The 22805-nt window shown below is 41.3% G+C and carries 18 protein-coding genes; 9 read left to right on the top strand and 9 right to left on the bottom strand.

Annotated elements, in window-relative coordinates:
* Nucleotides 1–119: 119 nt before the first annotated feature.
* The 6 genes from EHW67_RS03125 to hemA form a co-directional block, all read right to left on the bottom strand.
* Nucleotides 120–686: a transposase gene (locus EHW67_RS03125; protein WP_126160872.1), complete on the bottom strand. Its 567-nt coding sequence runs from the start codon at nt 684–686 to the stop codon at nt 120–122.
* Between the two features lie 304 nt (nt 687–990).
* Nucleotides 991–1740 (bottom strand): EI24 domain-containing protein, encoded by a 750-nt coding sequence (locus tag EHW67_RS03120; protein ID WP_126160871.1) that lies wholly within the window; start codon nt 1738–1740, stop codon nt 991–993.
* Nucleotides 1741–1929: 189 nt separating this feature from the next.
* Entirely contained in the window at nt 1930–2958 is a 1029-nt protein-coding gene (gene hemE / locus EHW67_RS03115) for a uroporphyrinogen decarboxylase (protein ID WP_126160870.1), read from the bottom strand.
* Between the two features lie 111 nt (nt 2959–3069).
* On the bottom strand, nt 3070–3747 hold the full coding sequence (locus EHW67_RS03110; RefSeq protein WP_126160869.1) for a uroporphyrinogen-III synthase: 678 nt from the start codon (nt 3745–3747) through the stop codon (nt 3070–3072).
* A gap of 30 nt (nt 3748–3777) precedes the next feature.
* A complete protein-coding gene (gene hemC, locus EHW67_RS03105) occupies nt 3778–4689 on the bottom strand; it encodes a hydroxymethylbilane synthase (protein WP_126160868.1) in 912 nt (303 codons plus the stop codon).
* Entirely contained in the window at nt 4686–5942 is a 1257-nt protein-coding gene (gene hemA, locus EHW67_RS03100; RefSeq protein ID WP_126160867.1) for a glutamyl-tRNA reductase, read from the bottom strand. The genes hemC and hemA overlap by 4 nt, the downstream gene beginning before the upstream one ends.
* Nucleotides 5943–6146: 204 nt before the next feature.
* On the opposite strand from hemA, the gene EHW67_RS03095 reads away from it, so the two are divergent.
* A complete protein-coding gene (locus EHW67_RS03095) occupies nt 6147–7037 on the top strand; it encodes a helix-turn-helix domain-containing protein (protein WP_126160866.1) in 891 nt (296 codons plus the stop codon).
* Between the two features lie 358 nt (nt 7038–7395).
* The gene (locus EHW67_RS03090; protein WP_238389827.1) at nt 7396–8205 is read left to right on the top strand and encodes a ThuA domain-containing protein; all 810 of its coding nucleotides are present in this window, start codon (nt 7396–7398) and stop codon (nt 8203–8205) included.
* Between the two features lie 452 nt (nt 8206–8657).
* Here the strand turns inward: EHW67_RS03090 and EHW67_RS03085 are convergent, their stop codons facing one another.
* Complete coding sequence (locus EHW67_RS03085; protein WP_126160865.1) at nt 8658–9614, bottom strand: glycoside hydrolase family protein; 957 nt, start codon at nt 9612–9614, stop codon at nt 8658–8660.
* Between the two features lie 372 nt (nt 9615–9986).
* Here EHW67_RS03085 and EHW67_RS03080 point away from each other — a divergent pair, with 372 nt between their 5' ends.
* The 7 genes from EHW67_RS03080 (at nt 9987) to EHW67_RS03050 (ending at nt 18116) form a co-directional block, all read left to right on the top strand.
* Nucleotides 9987–10772 carry a glycoside hydrolase family 16 protein gene (locus EHW67_RS03080; RefSeq protein ID WP_126160864.1) on the top strand — a complete coding sequence of 262 codons (786 nt, stop codon included), beginning with the start codon at nt 9987–9989 and terminating at the stop codon, nt 10770–10772.
* A gap of 64 nt (nt 10773–10836) precedes the next feature.
* The gene (locus tag EHW67_RS03075; protein ID WP_126160863.1) at nt 10837–11283 is read left to right on the top strand and encodes a GNAT family N-acetyltransferase; all 447 of its coding nucleotides are present in this window, start codon (nt 10837–10839) and stop codon (nt 11281–11283) included.
* A 654-nt stretch (nt 11284–11937) separates the two neighbouring features.
* Complete coding sequence (locus EHW67_RS03070) at nt 11938–13404, top strand: Gfo/Idh/MocA family protein (RefSeq protein WP_126160862.1); 1467 nt, start codon at nt 11938–11940, stop codon at nt 13402–13404.
* 150 nt (nt 13405–13554) lie between these two features.
* The gene (locus EHW67_RS03065; protein ID WP_126160906.1) at nt 13555–14016 is read left to right on the top strand and encodes an FKBP-type peptidyl-prolyl cis-trans isomerase; all 462 of its coding nucleotides are present in this window, start codon (nt 13555–13557) and stop codon (nt 14014–14016) included.
* A 512-nt stretch (nt 14017–14528) separates the two neighbouring features.
* Nucleotides 14529–15053, top strand: a complete 525-nt coding sequence (locus EHW67_RS03060; RefSeq protein WP_202911904.1) for a GyrI-like domain-containing protein — start codon at nt 14529–14531, stop codon at nt 15051–15053.
* An 11-nt stretch (nt 15054–15064) separates the two neighbouring features.
* Nucleotides 15065–16846 (top strand): SGNH/GDSL hydrolase family protein, encoded by a 1782-nt coding sequence (locus tag EHW67_RS03055; protein ID WP_126160861.1) that lies wholly within the window; start codon nt 15065–15067, stop codon nt 16844–16846.
* On the top strand, nt 16836–18116 hold the full coding sequence (locus tag EHW67_RS03050) for a glycoside hydrolase family 27 protein (protein WP_238389826.1): 1281 nt from the start codon (nt 16836–16838) through the stop codon (nt 18114–18116). Before EHW67_RS03055 ends, EHW67_RS03050 begins: the two co-directional genes overlap by 11 nt.
* A 23-nt stretch (nt 18117–18139) precedes the next feature.
* On the opposite strand, the gene EHW67_RS03045 is transcribed toward EHW67_RS03050, so the two are convergent.
* Entirely contained in the window at nt 18140–18982 is an 843-nt protein-coding gene (locus EHW67_RS03045; RefSeq protein WP_126160860.1) for an N-acetylmuramoyl-L-alanine amidase-like domain-containing protein, read from the bottom strand.
* A gap of 179 nt (nt 18983–19161) precedes the next feature.
* The gene (locus EHW67_RS03040) at nt 19162–22695 is read right to left on the bottom strand and encodes a TraB/GumN family protein (protein WP_126160859.1); all 3534 of its coding nucleotides are present in this window, start codon (nt 22693–22695) and stop codon (nt 19162–19164) included.
* Nucleotides 22696–22805: the final 110 nt, after the last annotated feature.

Here is a 22805-nt window from a genome sequence, read left to right as displayed (position 1 = left end):
TCGGTACCATGTAGGTTTTGCTCCAACCCTTGAGTCATTTTTTTGTTTCATGTTCCTAGACCTACAAGGTTTTTGGAAACCTCGCAGGGCCCATGATTATTAGAATTTCGCAGGCGTTGTCACTCCAAATCCAATCTGTTTATATCTAATTTTCTTTTTTGTTCATGCAAATATTCAAAATTCTCTGTATCTCCGAAAAGGTTTATCACTTCTTCTTTTGCAATTGGGACTAAATCTTCATTGCTATCTTGACAAACTGTGGAGCGATAAGAAGAAAACTCGAATGTCTTATAGTCTTTATTTACGCCATGATATGCTGGATTTGTATTTATATAGGTAATTAAATTCCTTAAATAATTGGTGTCTTGAACTAGTACTCTTCTATAATGTTTTTCAAAAAGACTACCTGTTCTATTGTACATTTTATTGAAAGCTTTGGCGTAGGCATTGAAAAGATTGGAAAATGATTGAGTAACTATTTTTTCTTCCTCAATGACCTGGACCGCCATATGGTAATGGTTGCCCATTAAACAAAAGGCAAGAATAGAAACCTTGTGAGACAAATATTTGTTCATCAGTTTTAGGAAATAGGTTTTGTTTTCCTTGGACCTAAAGATAAGAGCACCGTTTATTCCTCGGTTGTAAATATGATAATATCTGTCCGTTTCGAGTTTTTGCAGTTTCATCTTTTTTGTTTTTTTTGTTTGGCGTCTCTAGACCCACAGGGTTTTTGAAACTTCGCAGGTCTCCCTGTTGTCACCTAACCTGCAAGGTCTCTGGCACCTTGTAGGTTTTGCTCAAACCCTTTCGTCATTTTTTCTGTTTCTAGACCTACAAGGTTTTGGAAACCTCGCAGGTCTCCCTGTTTTTGCCACCTTGTATGTTTTGCTCCAACCCTTGAGTTAAGTTTTTTGTTTCATGTTCCTAGACCTACAAGGTTTTGGAAACCTCGCAGGTCTTGTTGTTTTTCTGACCTTGCAGGTCTTGGGGTTAGTCAAATTCTTTTTCCAATTTCAAATGCTCCACCGTTTTGACCGTGGCGGCCGTTACCGATAAGGGCAAGACCAAGATGACACCAACAACCGGTATAAAGAGGAAAAGCATAAATACAATGCCATTGCCTATGGCTATTCCCTTATTGCTTTTAACAAACCTAATACTTTCCTTATAGGAATAGTGTCTTTCCAGTGTATAATCCATGTTTCCAAAACCGGCATAGTAGCTCTGAACCAGAAAAAGGAGGAAGGTAGATAACAGTCCAACTATAGGGATGAGGCCAATTAGAATTATGGGAATGGTCAGTAGAATTTCCATTAAAAGGTTCCTGACATTGATACGTATTCCTCGCCAGAGTTGATTGGCAAAAGAAGTATGTTTATGTTCTTGAGGATTTCTTCCGGTGAAGTGGGCCTCTATTTTTTCGGAAACGGGTCCCATAAAGGGAGCTGAGAACGCCATAACCATATGTTTGTAAAGTATAAATCCCAATATTAGGATTATTATTCCACCAAATATTTCACTAATGAGATAAACGGTTTGTTGCCCCCAATCCCAAGTCCACCACTGGGATAGCATGTTTCCTATATTGTCGGATAGGGAATAGGCTATGGAAAATATCAGGGCGGCGATAAGGATACTGAGCAGAATGGGAACCCAAAAATACTTCCAAAGACCCAGTTGGGAAATGAGTTTAAAGCTGCCAAAATAGGCTTTAATACCGCTTATAATATGCTTTATCATATCATTGTTTTTGCGTAAGCGATTGTAGTGACATCCTTTTATTTTTATGCTCTGGTTTTTTGGACCTTTATGAAAGAGAATACGTCCTAAAAGCCTATATCGTTCTTTAAAAATAAAAGATATAACGGAAAGCGCGACCCTTTTACCCCTGTTAAGAGGATAAAAGGGATACGCCCTACTATTAACTGTTTATTGACCGTACTCTTTTACGGCATCTATAAAGGCTTTGGCGTGGTCTAGGGGGACATTGGGCAAAATGCCATGACCTAGGTTGACCACGTATTTGTCCTTTCCAAAGTCGGTAATCATTTGGGTGACCATTTTCTTTATTTCTGCTGGCGGGGATAGCAATCTGGCGGGATCAAAATTACCTTGCAGAGTGATATTGCCACCACTAAGGTAGCGGGCGTTACGTGCGGTACAGGTCCAGTCCACTCCTAGGGCGGCAGCGCCGGATTTGGCCATATCGCCCAGAGCAAACCAGCATCCCTTTCCAAAAACTATGACTGGGGCTTCTTCTTTTAGGGCGTCTATTATCTGTTGAATGTATTGAAAGGAAAATTCCTGATAATCTGTTGGAGATAACATTCCTCCCCAAGAATCGAACACCTGTACGGCGTTGACACCCGCTTTTACCTTGGCCTTTAGGTAGGCAATGGTGGTATCTGTTATTTTTTGAAGAAGTTGGTGGGCTGCTATGGGTTGGGTGAAACAAAATTCTTTGGCCTTGTCAAAGGTCTTGCTTCCTTGGCCCTGTACTACATAACATAGAATGGTCCATGGTGAACCGGCAAAACCGATTAGCGGAATATCGTTATTCAATAATTCCTTGGTGGCCTTAATGGCTTGCATAACGTAATCCAATTCCACATTGACATCTGGGACAATAACCTCATCTACGCCTTTTTGGTCCCGTACAGGGTTGGGTAAATAAGGTCCGAAATTAGGTTTCATCTCTACCTCTATGTTCATGGCTTGGGGAATTACCAAGATATCACTGAACAAAATAGCGGCGTCCATACCGTATCGGCGAATGGGTTGTACGGTTATTTCACTGGCCAATTCCGGGGTCCTACAGCGTGTAAAGAAGTCGTACTTTTCACGTATGGCCATAAATTCTGGTAAATAGCGACCTGCCTGGCGCATCATCCAAACTGGTGGGCGCTCTACTGTTTCCCCTTTTAATGCTCTTAAAAATAAGTCGTTTTTTATGCTCATACTGTACGGTTGTTAGGCTTTTTAATATTTGGTTTTTTGAATGTTACTTTTTTAGGTGCTGCTTGTTATCCTTATGGATGCAAATGGGTAGCTCCCTTGTAACATACGCTGTTAATTTGTTTGTGTTTTAAAATGTTCCACTGCCTTTTCCAATACGCTTTCTACGGTTGGATTGTTGGCCGTGATAACATTTTTACTGTGTTTTTTGGCTTCCGCTGCGGTGGTTGTGCCAATACAAATAGCAACACTGTTTCCGATACGGTTATTGGTCATAAAACTTTCCAAGCCACTGGGGCTAAAGAAGAGTATGCCCTTATAATCGGCAGCAAAGGTAAGGGGATTTGGGGTATTTTGATATGCTATCTGTTCCTTAAATGCTACTTTGTGTTTTGTTAAAAGGTTAGGGATATCATCCCTGCGCTTATCGCTGCACAAAAATAAAAATGTTTTTTCGGGGTGTTTGTCCACTAATCTTTGGGCCAACTGTGCACCGTAATGGGTCATTTCCACGACTTGAATACCCTGATCCGAAACCAATGCCTTAGTTTTTTCACCTACGCAATAGGCTTTAAGGTCTTGGTGGTTGTAGGCTGTTTTGGGGTAGTTCTGTAGAAAAGCCTTTACCGCATGCTGGCTGGTAAAAATGAGATTCTTATAAGCAGGGTCTATTTTGATGGGTATATACGATATCTGTATGGCATCATAATTATCCACTAAAATTGAACTGTTGCTGAGGATGGCCTTTTGACTGGGGGTAAGGATTTTTGTGGAGAGAAGGCGTATGCTCATGCTACTATGGTTTCTTGTTCCCAAGCGGGATCATGCCAATTCCTTTTTTATCTCCACCATCATTTCCGAGCCACCGTTGGTCAATATTTCTTGGGCACAAGACCTTCCGAAACCTTTATATTGCTTAGAAGCAATAGATTTCTTGACAACTAACTTCTGTTTCCCGTCAAGGGATAGTAATACGCCCTCAAAACTTAGGCTGTCTTTGTCAATGGTAGCTATTGCTCCAATGGGTGCCGTGCAACCTCCTTCCAGCACCTGTAAAAATTCCCTTTCCACGTGGGTGCTGATTTCCGTTGTTTTATCATTGAGTTTTCTAACTGCCTCCGTGGAGTAGGGGTCGTTTTCCATACTTACGACCACCATGGCCCCTTGTGCAGGTGCAGGTATCATCCAGTCCAGGTCTATGTGATTTTGGGGCAGAACCTGTATACGCTCCAGACCGGCCTTGGCAAAAATGGCCCCATCCCATGGATTATCGGCTAGTTTTTGGAGTCGGGTATTTACATTTCCCCTTAGGTCTACAACTTTATGGTCAGGGTATTTATGTAGCCACTGGGCCTGTCTTCTTAGGCTTCCGGTGGCGATAGTGCCGTGGGTTTCTAGAAAATCCAAATTTTTATGTACAAGGATGTCCTGGGTATTGGCACGTGGTAGTACTGCACTCTGTAACATGCCTTTGGGCAGTTTTGTGGGTACATCCTTCATGGAATGTACAGCAATGTCCACTTGGCCATTGATCATTGCTATATCCAGGGTCTTGGTGAAAATTCCAGTAATGCCCAGTTCGTACAGGGGCTTGTCCAGCAAAAGGTCACCGGTAGATTTTACTGAAATGATTTGGGTGTCATAGCCCAGGGATTCCAATTGCGTTTGCACGGTATGTGCTTGCCATAGTGCTAACTGGCTATCTCGGGTGCCAATTCGTATTGTTTTGCTCATTTAGGCTCCAGTTCTAATTGAAAAACGCGTTGAATGAGTTCTAGACTGGTGTCGGAATCTATTTCTGTATCCTTGAGGTGGTTGGCAAATTGTTTGGTAATCTTCTGGATAATGCGTTCGGAGATAATATCGGCCTGAGTGGAATTGAAATCGGAAATTTTCTTGCTTTGAAAATCCAATTCCTCATCTTTCATAGTCTTTAATTTTTTCTTTAAAGCCTTGATTACAGGAGCAAATTTTCTGGTTTCCAACCACTTTATAAAATCGTCTTTAACTTCTTCTATAATGGCTTCTGCCTGTGGGATGGATTGTCTTCTTTTTTCCAGGGTATCATCGGTCATTTGTGATAAATGATCCAGATGTATCAGGGTTACGTTTTCCAGTTCACTTAAATTGTCCGAAACATTCTTGGGAATGGACAGGTCCAAAACCAACAATGGTTTCTTGGTGTAGATAAGCTCTTTGGATATGGTAGGGGATTGGGCGCCGGTGGCTACGATAAGCACATCGGTATTGCGTATTTCGGTTTGTAGGTCCCCGTAATCTTTTACGATCAAATTAAATTTTCCCGCTATTTTTTCGGCCTTGTCCTTGGTGCGGTTTATAAGGGTGATATGTGAGTTCTTGGTATGTTTTATAAGATTTTCACAGGTATTACGGCCAATTTTCCCAGTACCGAACAAGAGTATATTCTTATCGGAAATATCGGGGATTGTATTGATGATGTATTGCACGGAGGCAAATGCCACCGAAGTGGCTCCGGATGAAATATTTGTTTCGTTTTTTATACGCTTACTGGCTTGTATTACTGAATTACATAGTCGCTCCAAGAATGGTGTAGCTATATTGTGCTTTTTAGACCTGCTAAAACTTTGGCGGAGTTGGCTAATAATTTCAAAATCGCCCAAAATCTGACTGTCCAATCCAGTGCCCATTCTAAAGAGATGGTTTATGGCATCATTGTTTTTGTGTACATAGGCCACTTCCTGAAACTCTTCCAGACTGCCCTGTGTATTGTCACAGAGTAGTTTTATGAGTTGAAATGGATGTTGGGCAAAGCCGTGTAGTTCGGTTCTATTACAGGTAGAGGTAACCAAAAGGCCATCTATGCCTATATGTTTGGCCTGGTCCAACAAACGGTCCATAGCATGATCGTCCAAGCTGAATTTTCCACGCACCTCGGCATCGGCCTTTTTATAATTAAGGCCAATGGTGTAAAACGAACTATGTTTGGAAATATGGTAATCTTTCATAGGTACCCTTAAGAGCGCAACAAAAATAGTAGCATAGATGCTATAAAAATAACGCTAGAGGAACAATTAGTAACGCTTGTGGTTTTTTAACGTTGTATTTTATGTTAAAACCCCGTAAATAGTCTATTTTAGCAGTGTTGGCGAATATTTTGTCGCGCCTAATTTAGAATGTTTCTAAATAGTAGAATTTGAAAATTGGTATTTATGGAGGAAGAAAATATCGCTCAAGGTTCTTTTGAGGAAGTGTTGATAGAAGATGGGTTCTATGTGTTGAAGATTCAGAACGACAGTATTTACAATCAGAAGGTTACGCGTGAAATAGACAGTTCCTATATACAGTTTCATTTCTGTTTAAAAGGAGATGCCAAGTTTATTTTCAATGAAGGCCGGTATGCCCTGGAGGTTAGTGAGGAGAATTCACTTCTTTTATATAACACTCAAGTTGATCTGCCGTTAAACTTGATCCTGAACACAAATTCTTGGATGGTCTCGGTGGTGATGACGATCCGTAAATTTCATTCCCTATTTTCCAAGGAGGCCAACTATATTCCCTTTCTTAGCGCAGAAAACAAGGACAAGAAGTATTACTCCCAAGAGGCTGTTTCACCGGCCATTGCTGTGGTATTGAGTCAGGTTATGAATTACAACCTGCACCGGTCCATTAAGGGACTATATATTAAAGGAAAGGTATATGAGCTTATTTCCCTTTATTTTAATAAGAGTCAGGATGCAGATGTGGAGCAGTGTCCTTTTTTGGTAGATGAGGACAATGTTAAACGAATACGAAGGGCCAAGGAAATTGTTATTTCCCGCATGGCAGAGCCGCCCAGTTTACAGGAATTGTCAGATGAAATAGGGCTGAGTTTAAAAAAACTAAAGGAAGGCTTTAAGCAGATCTACGGTGACTCGGTATATAGCTTTTTGTTTGATTATAAAATGGAATACGCCCGAAAAATGCTGGAATCGGGTAAGCATAACGTTAATGAGGTTGGCTTAAAAGTGGGCTACAGTACTTCTAGTCATTTTATTGCGGCCTTTAAGAAAAAATATAGTACCACTCCCAAGAAATATCTTATGTCCTTGGCCAACGGATAGTTGCCCGCTCTAAGCGTCTGGGGTGGATAATACTGGTTTGCTCTCTTTTTTGGCATATTTTGCTGTGCTCTACCTTTCACAATCATCTCTTTTGTTGGCCAAACGGCTGCTGTACATTTTTTTATATGATTAGCTTATTGGTCCATGTTGACTTAAAGATTTATAGCCCTTGTATTGGTAGTAGGTGAATGGGCCTGAAAGTGTTAAGGAAAAGGACTGTTTCGGGTATTTTTATTTCTAACAAGAAGGGGGTTTATTGTGAAAACTGTAGGTAATTACAGAAAAAATTGCAAAAGATGTGCATTCTTGTCTTAAAATTTCGATATTTAGGGCTTGATTAAAAAACGAATATCTTTATATGCGCTTATATAAATGTACTATTGTATTACTTGTATTGCTTATGGCAATAGGGTGTGGTAGTAGTAAAATTCAAGAGGAAGTAACCTTAAATCCTACCCTGCATGACACGGAGGTGAAGGTGCCGGCCAGAATTAATCCTCCAAGTAGTTTCTCCCAAGATCAGGTATTGGTTTTTTCCAAGACCAATGGATTTAGGCATAAATCCATTGAAAAAGGCGTTGCTACCTTTGTAAAATTAGGGGCGGCCCACAATTTTGAAATTACACATACTGAGGATTCCCTTCAGTTTAACAGCGAGAATCTTAAGAAATTTAAGTTGGTAGTGTTTTTGAGCACCACCATGGATGTATTGGGGGATGACCAGCAAGCGGCCTTTGAAAAATATATACAGAACGGAGGCAGTTTTATGGGGGTACATGCAGCGGCGGACACTGAATATGAATGGCCTTGGTACGGTAAATTGGTAGGGGCTTATTTCCTTAGTCATCCCAAACAACAAACGGCTACCATAAATGTGGTAGACCACAACCATCCAGCTACAAAGCATTTAGCAGATATATGGACCCATTTTGATGAATGGTATAACTATAAGAATATTAATCCCGACCTCAATGTTATTATGAAGTTGGACGAGAGCTCCTATGAAGGGGGTAAGAATGGGGATAATCACCCTATTGCCTGGTATCATGAATATGATGGTGGCCGTGCTTTTTACACGGGATTGGGACATACCGAGGCTTCTTATGACGATCTTAATTTCCGGCAACATTTGGTCGGAGGAATCGAATATTGTTTAGGAAGGCAGTAATTCTGCGCCTTAAACAATAACCGGCAAAGTCCAATACTTTGCATTTTTAATAACCACCAACCTTTACCTGTAGTCCTGCAAGGTTTTATTGATACGAAAAGTGCCGTAGATTATTTCAACGCGACTTTTTGTTAAAAACCTCGCAGGGCTTTTTTTTTGATTTTTATTTTTTAGGGATCTTGATCGAGTATAAAACCCAGGGTAATATCACTTTTTGTATGGCTAAGGTCATGCAGTTGTTTTCAGGTCTAAACAAGCGGGGATCCTGAATAGTAATATTATTGACCAACGGTGCTGCTTAAAACAGACTCAATGGTCTTTTTTTTGGGTTTAAATACGTGGCTCAGGGTTCTCTAAAAGCCTTTTGACGATAATTTAGGTTATATGGTCTGTTGCTTATAAGGCTGTAGACACCTTGTTGGCAACCTAAACCAACTAGGTGGTATAAATCCTTAGTTTTGTTCGGGATTCATAGGATAATGTACTTCCACTTTGTCGTGCATGGTGTAAAGTCTATAATTATTCCCTTCGGGGACAAGAATGCCACTGGATCTATTCTCTTCCATTATGGGGTTTTTGGGATATTTTTTCCAATGCAGGAGGTCTTTGGAGGCGGCTACATTGGTAGACCATTCACTCCAATCCTCATAGGCCGTACCGTGATAATAGGCGTAGTACCATCCATTATGCTTAATTATCTGGTTCACCGCAAGTCCATATTTATCGTACGCTTCAGGTCCCATGGCCAATACGGGCTCATCCTGTACATTGGTCCAAACATTCAAATCTTTTGAGGTGGCAAGCCAAATGCCTAGATCGTTACGTTCATAGAAAAGGTACCAGGTATCGTTCTCTTTCCAGGCGGTAGGGGTCCCATAGGGGCCTTCGCTTAGTGGGGTTCCATCTGCCTTGCGTATGTCCAACGAACCGTGATCTGTCCAATTGATCCTGTCGGTCGAGCTGAGCCTATGGGCTACATCGTTTTCCCCCTCGGCAAACATATGATAGGTGCCGTTCACTTTTATTACCATCATATCCTCTGTCCAGCTTTCTTTAAATATGGGGTTGTCTGGGTAGGGGGTCCAGATGATACCGTCCGGGGATGTGGCATAGCCTAGAGCAAGGGCCTTGCTATCAGGACCAAATCCTGTATACCACATATGATAAGTGCCGTCTTCCTTTAAAATAAAACCACGTTCCCTAATTTTTTGATCCCAGCTATCTTTTCCTCCGCCCGTAAATAATGGTGCTATTTCTGGTGTTGTAAAATGGGTCAACTTCTTAGGAAAGGGCACAGAGTCCAGGGTAGTGGTATGGACTGTATCTGTAGTGTTCTGGCTTTTTGGAGTGTCTTTGCAGGATCCGAAGAGTAGGAGTGCAATGGCAAAAAAGGATATACTTGTTTTCATAATGTTATGGTTGGTAGAATTATTTTATGCTTTTAAAGGTTGTTCAACAGGGAATTTGAACTAAACTGGTTAATCATCAGAAAGATAGCAATTCCTTTCTGTCTATTATGCTAAGCGATAATAAAAAAAATGTATAATGTTTGGTTAAGGAAGAGGTGGATAAACTAGGGTCAATATTATGGCAGATTTTGGTAAAATATGTGAGAAAACGACTATTAACATGTTGTATATTGCCCTGTTCTCCCTAATGATTTAAAATAGCTTTTTATTATTTGTAGTGGGAGGTATGTGGATTGCCATATGCCTGCTCTTTCTGTGGGTTTTAGGTAGTAAAGGAGCTGTGGTAATTAAACGAATAAGAACCATTTTAGGATGAAAATTTATTTACTGTGCGCCGCATTGTTTTTTGTGATGGGGGTGGGTTGGGCACAACGCCCTGCCCAGGGACCCATGTCCAAAAAGCGTTTCAACCCTGAAAAGAAGGGGTATCGCTTGGTGTGGGAAGATCAGTTTAAGGGTAAAGCCTTGGATACCACCAAATGGAGCGTGAGGGGAATTGGACCTAGGGCCATAGCCTATGTTTCTGAAGAAGCGGTAAAGGTGGAAAATGGGTATTTAAAGCTATATGCATTAAAAAAGGGAGATAGTTTGCTGGGTAGTGCCGTGGGCACCCAAGGTAAATTTATGTCCAAGTACGGATATTATGAATGTAGGGCCAAACTACAACGATCACCGGGTGTCTGGGCGGCTTTTTGGTTGCAGTCCCCCCAAGTGGGCAAAGGTGGGGACCCTGCTAAATACGGCGCGGAAATAGATGTGATGGAATTCTTTAAAAAGCTTGGTACTGATATTGTTTCCCACAATGTGCATTGGGCATACGGACCCAATCAGCAGACCACACATGGGATGCAGAGTTACCGCAGAGGAGTAAGCCAAGGGTTTCATACCTTTGCCCTGGAGTGGTTTCCGGACAAGTATATTTTTTATGTAGACGGACTGAAATATTATGAGGTGGCCTCGGGCGTATCCAATATAGAACAGTATCTAATTCTAAGTATGGAATATCCAGGAAAAAAAGAAGAAATCCTTAAGACCGTTTTTCCAGATGTTTTTACTGTAGATTATGTAAGGGTTTACCAAAAAGTAGACAAAGACTAATGTAATTGCTGGAAGGCCATTTGCTTTAAAGGATGGATTTAAAAATAAATAAACATTATAACCAATGAAAATTGCCCTATTACAGTCTTCGGACATAAATTCAAATATAGAGGAACAGCTGGCCGGTTTGTTCCGGCAGTTAAACTCCAATATTAAGCAGGTAGATCTAAGTCAGGTTATGGATCCGGATAACCCAATTTCCCTTGTGTATTGCAGAGAGGGGGATAAGGTGTTGGGAATGGCCTTGATGTGCACTTATACCGTAGTATCGGGTAAAAAAGGATGGGTAGAAGATGTGGTAGTGGATGTTGCTCATAGGGGACAGGGAATAGGAAGGAGATTAATGGAGAAAATAGTGGAAATAGGAAAGAAAAAAGGACTGTCCGAAATACTTCTTTTTAGCGCTGATAAACGTATTGAGGCTATTAACCTTTATAAAAGTCTTGGGTTTAAGGAAAAGGAAAGTCGTATTTATGTCTTGCGGCCAGAGGCTGTGGTTAAAAAGGATTAGGGTTTACCTAAGCGGCCAAAAATAGGTTGAATAACATGTTTATTTTCATGGAGCTGTGGTCTGTTAGACCCAGCAAAAGCTTGCCAAAAATTGTTATTGGGGGCTTGGTGACCATTGTTGTCCTTTAACGGGTAACCCAATCTAGCCGTGGGTTTTTTTTTGACTCTAACCAATGGTCATAATTTTACATTTCTATAGTTAATTGGATTGATTGAAGGGTATTTTTATGCGTAGCTTGTTCCAGTTATGGACGGTTTTAAACTTCACTATTAGCTAATCGTATCGTTTGTAAAGGTTACAGTGTTTTAGCTACAATATATTCTTCCAATTGTACTGAATTGTAAATGGCCAAACAATTGATTTTTATTTTAATTGAATTTTATATTAGCCCAATAGCCCAATAAAAGGAGGAAATCCAAACTAGTGGCATATTTTGATTTGCTATTATGGCCAATGGCCCCGGGTCTCTCCCGAGGGTTAAAATTGTAGTAGTATTTGAGAAAATCTCAGAGAATATCCTTGTAAATATGTTATATATTGTTTGTCCTTAAGACCTTCATTATATGGTGTCTAGCTAGTTTAGCCCAGCAATGCCATAAGGGAATGTTTTAGGCGGCTATATAGTATAAAGTAAAAATGTAACAATCAATAATTATGAAAAAACCAAAATCAGCCAAATCTGTCGGTTCACGCAGATCATTTATTAAGAAAGGTGCCATGGCCTCCTCCATCTTTTTTGTACCTAGACATGTATTGGGAGGTGTGGGATATACGGCTCCCAGTGACCGATTGAATATTGCCGCTATTGGTGCAGGAGGAAAAGGGGCCAGTGATATTAGAAACGCTTCCGTAGGGGGTAGGGAAAAGGTTGTGGCTTTATGTGATGTGGATTTTTCCGGCTCTGCCTCCAAATCTGTTGAGCGCTTCCCAAAGGCAAAGCTTTATGCTGATTTTAGGAAGATGTTGGACAAAGAAAAAGGCATTGATGCAGTGACCATTTCCACCCCGGATCACGTTCATGGCCCTGCTGCCAAATATGCTATGGAGCGCGGAGTCCATGTGTATGTACAAAAGCCAATGACCCACAATATTAGAGAGGCTAGGGTGCTTACAGAAATGGCCAGGAGTAAAAAGATTGTTACCCAAATGGGGAATCAAGGAGGTTCCAATCCACTATTGGGAATGGTACAGAAATGGGTAGATTCCGGTGTACTGGGGAAAATTTCCAAGGTACAGGTCTGGACCAATAGGCCTGTATGGCCACAAGGAGGCGCATTCCCAAAACCAGACCCTACTGCCAAACCCAAAGACCTGGATTGGGACCTATGGTTGGGACCCTCCGAATACAAGCCCTATACCCCCAATATACACCCATTTAGCTGGAGAGGTTGGTGGGAATATGGTACTGGGGCTTTAGGTGATGTTGGGTGTCACCTTATAGATATTCCGTTTAGGACGCTCGGATTAAAATACCCTACAGATGCGGAGTGTAGTGTAGGGGCGGTTTATAGTGGTATGTGGAATGCCGATTATCACCCTGAAGGCTGTCCGGCCTCCTCATTTATTACACTGCATTTTGGTGCAACGGAAAAGAGTGGTTCTCCAATTGAAATGAGCTGGAGCGATGGCGGAATTAGGCCCGCGCACCCGGATATTATCCCTGCAGATCATGATATAGGTGGCTCTGGAAGTCAGAATGGGGTGCTTATGATCGGGGAAAAAGGTATCATCTCAACCAATATCAATGACAGTTCGGCCCTTATGCCCAAATTATACCTGAATGACGGAAGTACCGATTTTGGTCCCGAAGTGGAACCAAATGACGAACCGGAATACGGACATCATCGCAAGTGGATAGACGCTTGTAAAGCTGGCTTTGGAAGTGAGGAGCACCTAGGCCTTACCTCTTCCTTTGATTATGCCGGACCTATGACCGAAACAGTGCTTATGGGTAACCTGGCAATACGAAGCTATCTATTGCAACGGGAAAATGAAAAAGGAAAAATGGAATTCTTTGCCCGCAAGAAATTGCTTTGGGATGGGGAAAACATGCGTATTACCAACCTAGAGGAGGCCAATCAGTTTGTAACTAGGAACTATAGGCCGGGTTTTGTGGTATAGGTATAAAAGTAAGTCAAAAATACGCCCATATGATGCTGTTATGGCATTTTATGGGCGTTTTGTTTTAGTAGGGAAAATAGTGTTCGGTTTTCCTAAATTGGCGTTGCTTCATTGGGGTAATTTGCTATATTAGCCCAAAAAAATATCATGATGAAGAATACGCTATTTGCAATTGCCTTGGTCTTATTTGTATCCTGCGAAACCGAAAAAAAAACGCAGGAGAATATAGATTATACGGCCAAAAATGAAGCAGATATACAGGCCTATGTAGCAGAGAACAATTTAGAGGCCCTACGTAGTGATTCCGGTCTTTACTATGTAATTGAAGAGGAAGGAACAGGGGCTCAGGCAGAAGCCACTTCCAATGTTACCGTGGCCTATAAAGGATATTTCCTTAATGGATCTGTATTTGATCAAAGTGATTCGGAAGGAATTACCTTTGGACTTAATCAAGTTATAAAAGGCTGGACTGAAGGAATAACGTATTTTAAGGAGGGCGGTAATGGAATACTATTGGTGCCTTCCCATTTGGGATACGGAAGCTGGGACTACAATGGTATACCAGGAGGATCGGTGCTTATATTTGAAGTATCCCTAATTTCCGTGAATTAAAGGAGACCTGTTTGTTCGGGGAATTATATGTTGTGGTGCAGCAGGCCCAAATACAAAGAACCAACCAATCGGTTGGTTCTTTGTATTTGGGCCTATTTCAAAAACCTTTTAAAATGGGAGCTACGGCAACTAAGGTCGACCAAATGCAGGGAAGTCTTAATTTTGCACTGGCTAATCCGCCACAACAGACCAGTTGGTTTGTTGTGATTCGGCTAACGGTAAGTCCAAATAGGCTATTTAATACCATATAGTGGTTATGTTGGGCAGGGCGCTTGCTAGGTACTTTCGTATATGGAATATCCTGGCCTAAGAGGCGGGTGTAGTATATGGAAACGGGTCGGTTATTATTGTATTTCTTCTGTTTTCTTTAAATGGGAAAGGGCTTTGGATCCCAATCGGGATTTTGAGGGTTGTAGTGTTGGAATGGCCCATGTTATTGTGAATAGTTTGTAATAATCCCTTTATATTTAGCCTGTCAAAATTAATTTTTGTACCGCAATAAAAACAAGGCAATGATGAGACAGCAAGGTACCCAAAAAGGGAATGTTGGTAGGGAACCGCGTATAGAAGTGGTTGCTGAAAAGAAATTGGTGGGTATATATCTGCCAATGTCCTTGTCACAAGACCGTACTGGGGAACTTTGGGGAGCATTTATGTCGAGAAGAAAGGAAGTACTATCTCCCATTTCAACTAATTTGATCTGCATGCAGATCTATGAAGGGCGGCCGAGCTTTTCCCAATTTAATGCGGAAACGGAATTTGTAAAGTGGGCAGCTGTTGAGGTGAAGGATGCTGCTGAGGTTCCGCATGGTATGGAAGCCTATACCTTGCTAGGAGGTATGTATGCAGTATTTGTACACAAAGGCTTACCAAATTCCTTTTCACAAACTGCTCAGTTTATTTTTGGGAATTGGTTGCCTAAATCAAGATATGAGCTGGATAATAGGGAGCATTTTGAGGTTATGGGGGAAAGGTATAGGCGCAACGACCCTAATTCCGAAGAAGAGGTTTGGGTGCCAATTAGGATTAGAAAATAAAATAGTAGGATATGGGAACAAATTGGTTTATGGGTATTTTGATACTGGTTTTTCAGTTGAATTATGCCCAAGAGGGTACAGAAATGATTTGGTGGAACCCGGCAAACACGGACGAAATGGTAGTAGAGGGGCAGGCGTGGCCAGGTCAGGTATCTTCTTTTTATCATAGGTTGCCAGAGCATGCCAAAGAAGTGGTGCGCCCTGCCGTTTGGAATCTGTCCAAACATTCGGCTGGACTTTCTATAAGGTTTAGTACGGATGCCCAAATTATTAAGGTACGGTATAAAGTGAAAGGCAGGCATGCTATGCCCCATATGCCGGCAACTGGGGTTAGCGGGTTGGATCTCTATGCAAAGACAAGTGAGGGGAGTTGGTTGTGGCATAGGGGGAAGTATTCCTTTTCCGATACCATACAATATCATTATGCCAATATCGACCCAAAGGATAAGTTTCATGAAATGGGCAGGGAGTTTCAATTGTATCTGCCGTTGTATAACGAAGTGGAATGGTTGCAAATTGGAGTGCCTAAAGATGCTGTGTTGGATCCACTGCCTTTAAGGCAGGAAAAACCCATAGTGGTATATGGGACTTCTATAGCCCAGGGTGCCTGTGCCTCCCGTCCTGGTATGGCATGGACCTCTATTCTGGGCCGTAAATTGGATAGGCCACTTGTTAATTTGGCTTTTAGTGGAAATGGGCGATTGGAGAAAGAACTGATAGCGTATATTGCCCAGATAGACGCCAAAGTATATGTGCTGGATTGTTTGCCTAACCTGGGGGCCACCAAAGATCGTTCGTTGAACGACGTGCGACAGCTTATTATGTCTGCTGTGAAACAAATAAGAACAAAGCGTCCCACTACCCCCATTTTAGTCGTAGAACATGATGGATATTCGGATGCCACTGTGGATGCGCAGCGTCATAAAACCTATACAGATCTTAATAGAATAGCCAAGGAGGCCTTTGCTCAATTACGGGCCGGTGGAGTAAGGGGTGTTCATTTGTTGACCAAGGAAGAGCTGAATCTGTCCATGGAGAGTTTTGTAGATGGCACCCACCCTACGGATTTGGGAATGATGGAATATGCGGTCGCCTATGAAAAAAAGATTCGGCATGTAATAAATGAGCCTATTGGGACTACATCCACAACCATACCGGTAACCCAAGCTAGGGAGCCGGGATTGTACCACTGGGAAAAACGTCATCAGGAATTGTTGAAAATGAATCGGGAAAAAGCCCCTCGCATCTGTTTTTTCGGAAATAGTATAACCCATTATTGGGGAGGATCACCTGAAGCCCCCTTGCGTAATGGGGCCGATTCTTGGAAGAAGAATTTGGAAGGGCTTCAGGTTCGTAATTTTGGTTTTGGTTGGGATAGAGTGGAAAACGTACTCTGGAGAATATATCACGATGAACTGGATGGCTTTGACGCGGAGCAAATAGTGCTGATGATTGGCACCAACAACGAACATTTAAATACGGATGAAGAGATTCTCAGTGGATTGGAAATGGTGATCAATGCCGTGAAAGTAAGACAGCCTAAGGCAAGGTTGTTATTATTGGGTTTGTTTCCAAGGGTAGATAAGGAGGATCGTATGCGTAATTTAAATAGGAGAATGGCTACACTGGCGACCTCTAAAAATGTGGATTATGCAGATATCGGTGGCGTGTTATTGGGCAAGGATAAGAAAATAGATGCCAGTTTGTTTTCGGATGGTTTGCACCCCAATGCAAAAGGTTACCGAAAAGTGGGCAAAAAATTACAATCAATACTCAAGAATAATGAAAATTAGACTATTTAAAAACACCGTGACATCACTACTGGGCCTATTAATGTTGTGTTGTAATGTAAAGGAAGATTCGGCCTCCAAAAATCCATCTCTGGAAAATATTGCGCTGGAAAGTGTGCAGAATAGGCAGGAGGCTCCCATTATGGGATGGGCGAGTTGGAACAATTATAGGGTGAATATCAATGAAGAAATAATTAAATCCCAAGCCGACGCTATGGTGGCAACGGGCTTAAAGGATGTTGGTTATTCCTTTATTAATATTGATGACGGATTTTATGGGGGAAGGGATAGTATTGGGCGTTTAAAGGTTCATAAGCGGCGGTTTCCATCAGGTATGAAATCCTTGGCGGACTATATTCATTCCAAGGGTTTAAAGGCGGGAATTTATTCCGATGCCGGAATCAATACCTGTGCTTCCTTTTGGGATAAGGATACCATAGGTTCTGGAATGGGGCTTTATGGCCATGACCAAATGGATTTGACCCTTTACCTTAAAGAGTGGAAATATGACTTTATAAAAGTAGATTGGTGCGGAGGGGAATGGTTGGGATTGGACGAGGAGACACGGTATACTGAAATAGGAAGGATGATTAAGAGTATCAATCCCAATGTGGTGTATAACGTATGTAGATGGAAGTTTCCGGGAAAATGGGTGACACAAGTAGCTGATTCCTGGAGAATTTCCGGTGATATATCAAACAAATTTGAGTCTATACTGCATATTGTAGATTTGAATGCGGATCTTTGGAAGTATAGCTCCCTGGGTCATTACAACGATATGGATATGTTGCAAGTTGGAAGGGGTATGACGGAAGAAGAGGATAGAACCCATTTTTCAATGTGGTGTCTAATGCAATCGCCTCTTTTGTTAGGGAATGATTTAACAAATATGTCTCAGGAAACCTATCAAATTGTTTCCAACAGGGAGATGATAGCCATTAACCAAAGTCCTTTTGTCTATCAGGCCAGGCGAATTACGGACAAGGGCGACCTGGAGGTATGGGCCAGACCTATGGTGTCTACTATGAGTGGTGAAGTGGTAGTGGGGCTGCTAAACAGATCGGAACAGCCTTCGGTTATTTCCTTTGATCTTTCCAGTATAGGGATCAATTCCTCAGCAGGTTACACCCTTAGGGATATTTGGAAAAAAAAGGATTACGGTACTGCTACTACCGAAAACATTACTAGGGAGGTTCCAGGGCATGGTATTGTAGTACTAAAGATTAAGGGGGCAGCGAAGCCCTTTAATGTATTTCAGTATAAAGATCAATAGGGGTAGGGCACTATATGTCATGATTATAAGGGGCGTGCAACCATAATTCCCGTATTGCTTTTAATGCCCTTTAGGTAATCGGATAATGGCAATTGTGAGACTTCCACTTCCATAGACCCTGTGGAAGCATGCAATAAATGAATTCTACCATCTGCCTCCCTGCTTGCTATTCCAGTGTGTGTTATGTCTAGCCCGTTAATAGAGGTGGTCAGTGCAATAATGTCGCCAGACCGAATCAAATGTTCATTGGCCTCGATCTGGTCCTGTGGCAAAATACAGAGCGATTTATGGTTTAGAAATTTTTCCGAGGCTTGAATTTTTCTAAAGTTGTCCTCATTTTTAAGAAAGGGATAAAGGTCCCTATGTGTGCTCATAAAATTGATTTCTTTGTTGGTCTCCACACCGCCTATTTCTGAGGTGATATTTCTTATGAGCCCCTTTTTTTCATTGTTGGCGATCCATTCGGAAAAATAATGTAAGCGGGAGGCATACCCATCCAATTTTCCATTTTTATACCGTATGGTTTCCATAAAATGGGTGAAGGATTCAAAATCGGTTTTATGCTGCAGTAGCATTAGGTTAAAGGCCAGGACGTTCTCCACAAAGGTGGTGCAATCCAATTGGCGCAGATTAATTACCAGGGATTCTGTTGCGCCTATTTCCAAGGTTTTGGCCACATAGGGGGTGCCCATAAACATCTTACCTATGGCCACCATATTATCACCTATTGCGGCTCCTTCCAATGGGGAGATGGCTTCCATTCTGGCAGAAAATGCCTCCCGGTCCTGAATGGGGCAAATTATATTTTGGGCAAATCCCAATTGTAGAATAAAGACAATAATTAAAAGTAACGACCATTGTTTCATGACGATCTGTTTAAAGTGTTGGTTTAAATTTTTTTTATAAATATCTAAAATATAAATATATATAAGTTTATTTATACTATTTGGTATTAAAAATGTTCAAGGATCTGTAACACGCATATATTCTTAATTTGTTCAATGATTGTGATCACAGTCTTTGGGTTGCAACTGAGTTGTTCTTCTTAATGCATAAAACCCGCATAGGAAGAAGGGTCGTTCACAATGGCCCGTGGTCTGTTCCTTAAATTATACTCTTCGGTAGTTAATTTTATGATCTCCTCATCAGTACTAATGTCCGTTATATTAAATCCTTTGTTTATATAGAATGGCCGTGTTTGAATATTTCTTGAATTACGAAATACCAATAAGTACATTTTTCCATTGTTTCCATAGCTGTCCTTGTCCTTTACCTTGAACATATATCCTTTGTAATCTGTACTGGGATAGTACATTTTTTGGTCATTGACGAATTCTATTGTGTATTGTTCTTTATTTAATTCTAGCTGTTTGAAAAGTATTGCTTCGGCTATGGATTTTTGACTTCGGTATTGGGCCGGAAAAATGTGCAATCTACCATTCTTTTTTAATTTGTTGAAAAGTGTAAGGCGGGTACTGGGATCTTCGCTTAATTTAGAGATTAAACCTTTTGGTATGTTGTTTGTTCCTCTTCCGTGATTTCCTTGATGTTTGGCAAGTAAGGCAATATAGGACATTTGTATGTTGGGGTCTTCTACCAAGGAGAGTCTTCTGAAAAATGCGGCCACTTCACCTTCTTCAATATAGGGATAAAGAAGTATGGCATAGTTTTCCAAGATATCGTAATTGTTGTTTTTCGTTCTTGGCGATTCTTTTTGTGATAGCAGGTCCTGGGCCAAACTTAATTGTCTTTTTAGTTGAATCTTGGCGTCGTTCAGTATTTGGTTTTTATATTTTTTGTAGCTCTTGGGCTTTACCAGACCACGGGACATTAGCTTTGCCAACATGGAGAAGATGGGCGATTTGTATTCCTCTATGGCACTATAATCCAATATTTCGGGATATAATTTTTTGGCAAGGGGCAGGCTGTCCAGATAGGGTTGAAATATATTGTTTATTTCCTGTTTGCTCGAAACCAGGGGCAGGTCGGTTTGCATAAGGCGTAGGAGCAATTCTGCGGAAGCCTCGTCCTTCTTCTTGGCAATGGCCTGTAATATTTTGGTTTGGGCCTTGGAGTTGTTATAGGACTTTGTGTAATAGGCTTCAAAGAAGGCTGTAGGGTCTACTCCTTTTAGTTGGGCCAATTTTTCTATGAGGTAGGATCGTAAGTATCTTTGATTGTCTTTAAAAGCGTAGGTCCCAATATAGTATTTTAAGGAATCTGCGTGTTTTTTATAAAACTTCACAAAGGGATAGCCATCTAGCAATATACTATCGTTTTGGCGAATGGCCTTAAAGAATTGTGGTGTCTTATCCGCTAGTATGGAAGAACCTATAAGGGTATCCGAGGGAGTGAAGTTTTGGAAAAACTCCGCAACAAACCTATTTGGCTGTGTTAAGGTATCCACAATTGCCTTGACCTCGTACAAGAGTCCGCCTTTCACAATATTTTTTATAAGGATTCCCCTGGTACTGGCCGTATCGGTCAATGTTAAATTAATTTCATGGTACTTGTTGTTGTATTGTGGAATCTGCTCCCTGCTAATATGAAAGTTTTTTTGGGAGTACAATTTTTTCCTAAGTGCCCATACCGAATCGATATTGGGAAACATTAGGAAATCATGGGCCTTGTTGACCGTGACCAAAATGGCTTGGTTATCATGGTGCTGGTAAACCGACTTCTTGGTATAAGCGCTATACGGTTTAGGTTTTTTGTGACGCTCGTAATAGTTGATGCTGTTTTCTACAAATTTTGGAGGACTAATGGGGCTAATAGTGGAGAAGAACATGGCGGTATCCCTAATTTTTTTAAACTCATTGGTATATTGAGGTTGCTGCAGGGTAAAGGAGTCAAAATATTCTTCGGACAGGGAGCTGTCCTGGGTAACACTTCCCAATAGGTAGTAATTATTTGCATCTATTATAGTCTTTAGGTAAAGTCTTTGGTTGACATTGGATCCAAACTGTGCGGAGGATTTTAGGCTATGGCCGTCTATGGATCCGTACTCGGGTTTTAACTTGAGGTCCTCGTAGATTCTGTGCTGGATTTGCTTTAACTCAAAGCTATCTTGCTCTATAAAATTAAAATCATTAAGGGTAGCCTTTTTGAGAAAATAGTAGGATGAGGTTTCAGGGTCAACCGCCTGGATCAACCTATTTCCCTTCCTTTTTTGGTTGGTAAAACTGTAGTTGGACGGCATCTCGACCTTAAAATCCCGGAATTTTGAAAAAAGTACCGTTCGTTTTTTTATTGGCTCCCTAAAACTGATGCTATTAAAAATAGTGTCGGAGTGCCGGGGTACAAAATCCCCTTTTCCGCTCATTTTAAATAGTAGGATCTCCAAAGGGGTTATATAAATTTGATAGCGTTGAAAATCCCCATTTTTTAATTGGTTCCTAATGTCCATTCCGGGATAACGGGAGTTTTTCAATCTCGATTTTTCTAGGATGGTACCGGGAATATTCTCAAACAAAAGTTTGTCTATGTCGTCCAAGGTGTAGGTGTGGTCCTTTTTTAAATAGGAAAAGGTGGGGATCCTGTTGACCATCACATAACTCCCATTGGCAAGGTCCGGTGAAACGTAGGTGGTGTTCTTGTATTCTGCTATGGGGTAGAGCTTATTGGGCAGGGCTATGCTGAAAAGCTCGTCGTCTGGAGTCCGCTGGTCATATTGATTGATCAGGATCCTGCTTTCCAAGGAGTCTTTTAGCGCTTTTCCCTTATAGGAATACCTGGAGGTTAAGGGTTTAACGGTATACCCCTTATTTCGCAATAATTCGATAACCCCATTTTTTCCGGGTAAGTGGGCGGCGCCTATACCGGCAAAGACTTTTTTTATGCCTATTAGAGAGTCTAGTCTGGCAACCATATTCCTGTTCCGCGCATAGAGCATGTTTTTTAAATAATGATCGGTATACATGGCCTGGTCCAAGGAGTCTATCAAATTGATGTTGCGTTCCCTATAGGCGTCCTGTAGTAGGGACATTACATCTTGGGATTGCATCTTTTTTTGTAACCATTCATCCGGTTTGGGCTTCATGGCGTTCATATTGGCCTTGCCAACAAGGGCAGTGGATTCTTCCAAGTCTTCCAAGGCCACAATGGGTTTGTGGAATTTTTTCCCGGCCTGGTATATAAACATATCCAGATAGGTCTCTTCCTCAAAGTTTTGAGAGGTTTTATTGGTGCGGTAAAGAATGTTGTTTACCAATTGGTCATCCAAGGACAAATAGGCGGCCAGTATTTCTTTGGAAGGGTTTTTAAAGGAAAATGGGTGTACGTAAAACCCCTTGGTGATAAAACCTGTCTTGAGGCCCATGCCGGGTTTTTGAATTTTGTCATAATCGTCCAGCCATTTGTCCGGGTCCGATTCCAATGCTACCACTTCACTTTGGTAAAGGGCGTCATAGAATACGTCGTCCAATCTGAAAGCTATCTTTTGGCTAACGTGCATGGTCCCGTACAAATAGGATGTCTTGTTCAAATGATTTCCGGAAATTTCCCATAAAAGACTATGCTTTTCCTGTGAAAAAGAACCCTGGGTTATGAAGAAGAGAATAAAACCCAAAAATACGCGCATACCAATCTGTAAATTAAGCGTTAAAAATGCCTATAATTTTTATAGAAATAAAAGCTTAGTACATAATTAACTTTTTATTTGTATTAACCCATCAATAATTATACCGTTTG

The sequence above is a fragment of the Arenibacter aquaticus genome (assembly GCF_003957295.1).
GTDB classification, from domain to species: Bacteria; Bacteroidota; Bacteroidia; order Flavobacteriales; family Flavobacteriaceae; genus Arenibacter; species Arenibacter aquaticus.
The sequence above is the reverse complement of the archived record's forward strand: the minus strand, read 5'-3'. Positions and strand labels throughout refer to the sequence as shown.

What these genes read in the sequence shown, in the direction of transcription:
- EHW67_RS03045 (WP_126160860.1), bottom strand. Translation starts at nt 18,982, where the DNA reads ATGAAACAATGGTCGTTACTTTTAATTATTGTCTTTATTCTACAATTG.
- EHW67_RS03090 (WP_238389827.1), top strand. Translation starts at nt 7,396, where the DNA reads ATGCGCTTATATAAATGTACTATTGTATTACTTGTATTGCTTATGGCA.
- EHW67_RS03110 (WP_126160869.1), bottom strand. Translation starts at nt 3,747, where the DNA reads ATGAGCATACGCCTTCTCTCCACAAAAATCCTTACCCCCAGTCAAAAG.
- EHW67_RS03075 (WP_126160863.1), top strand. Translation starts at nt 10,837, where the DNA reads ATGAAAATTGCCCTATTACAGTCTTCGGACATAAATTCAAATATAGAG.
- EHW67_RS03120 (WP_126160871.1), bottom strand. Translation starts at nt 1,740, where the DNA reads ATGATAAAGCATATTATAAGCGGTATTAAAGCCTATTTTGGCAGCTTT.
- EHW67_RS03085 (WP_126160865.1), bottom strand. Translation starts at nt 9,614, where the DNA reads ATGAAAACAAGTATATCCTTTTTTGCCATTGCACTCCTACTCTTCGGA.
- EHW67_RS03060 (WP_202911904.1), top strand. Translation starts at nt 14,529, where the DNA reads ATGATGAGACAGCAAGGTACCCAAAAAGGGAATGTTGGTAGGGAACCG.
- EHW67_RS03050 (WP_238389826.1), top strand. Translation starts at nt 16,836, where the DNA reads ATGAAAATTAGACTATTTAAAAACACCGTGACATCACTACTGGGCCTA.
- EHW67_RS03055 (WP_126160861.1), top strand. Translation starts at nt 15,065, where the DNA reads ATGGGAACAAATTGGTTTATGGGTATTTTGATACTGGTTTTTCAGTTG.
- EHW67_RS03065 (WP_126160906.1), top strand. Translation starts at nt 13,555, where the DNA reads ATGAAGAATACGCTATTTGCAATTGCCTTGGTCTTATTTGTATCCTGC.
- EHW67_RS03080 (WP_126160864.1), top strand. Translation starts at nt 9,987, where the DNA reads ATGAAAATTTATTTACTGTGCGCCGCATTGTTTTTTGTGATGGGGGTG.
- EHW67_RS03070 (WP_126160862.1), top strand. Translation starts at nt 11,938, where the DNA reads ATGAAAAAACCAAAATCAGCCAAATCTGTCGGTTCACGCAGATCATTT.
- hemA (WP_126160867.1), bottom strand. Translation starts at nt 5,942, where the DNA reads ATGAAAGATTACCATATTTCCAAACATAGTTCGTTTTACACCATTGGC.
- hemC (WP_126160868.1), bottom strand. Translation starts at nt 4,689, where the DNA reads ATGAGCAAAACAATACGAATTGGCACCCGAGATAGCCAGTTAGCACTA.
- EHW67_RS03125 (WP_126160872.1), bottom strand. Translation starts at nt 686, where the DNA reads ATGAAACTGCAAAAACTCGAAACGGACAGATATTATCATATTTACAAC.
- EHW67_RS03095 (WP_126160866.1), top strand. Translation starts at nt 6,147, where the DNA reads ATGGAGGAAGAAAATATCGCTCAAGGTTCTTTTGAGGAAGTGTTGATA.
- EHW67_RS03040 (WP_126160859.1), bottom strand. Translation starts at nt 22,695, where the DNA reads ATGCGCGTATTTTTGGGTTTTATTCTCTTCTTCATAACCCAGGGTTCT.
- hemE (WP_126160870.1), bottom strand. Translation starts at nt 2,958, where the DNA reads ATGAGCATAAAAAACGACTTATTTTTAAGAGCATTAAAAGGGGAAACA.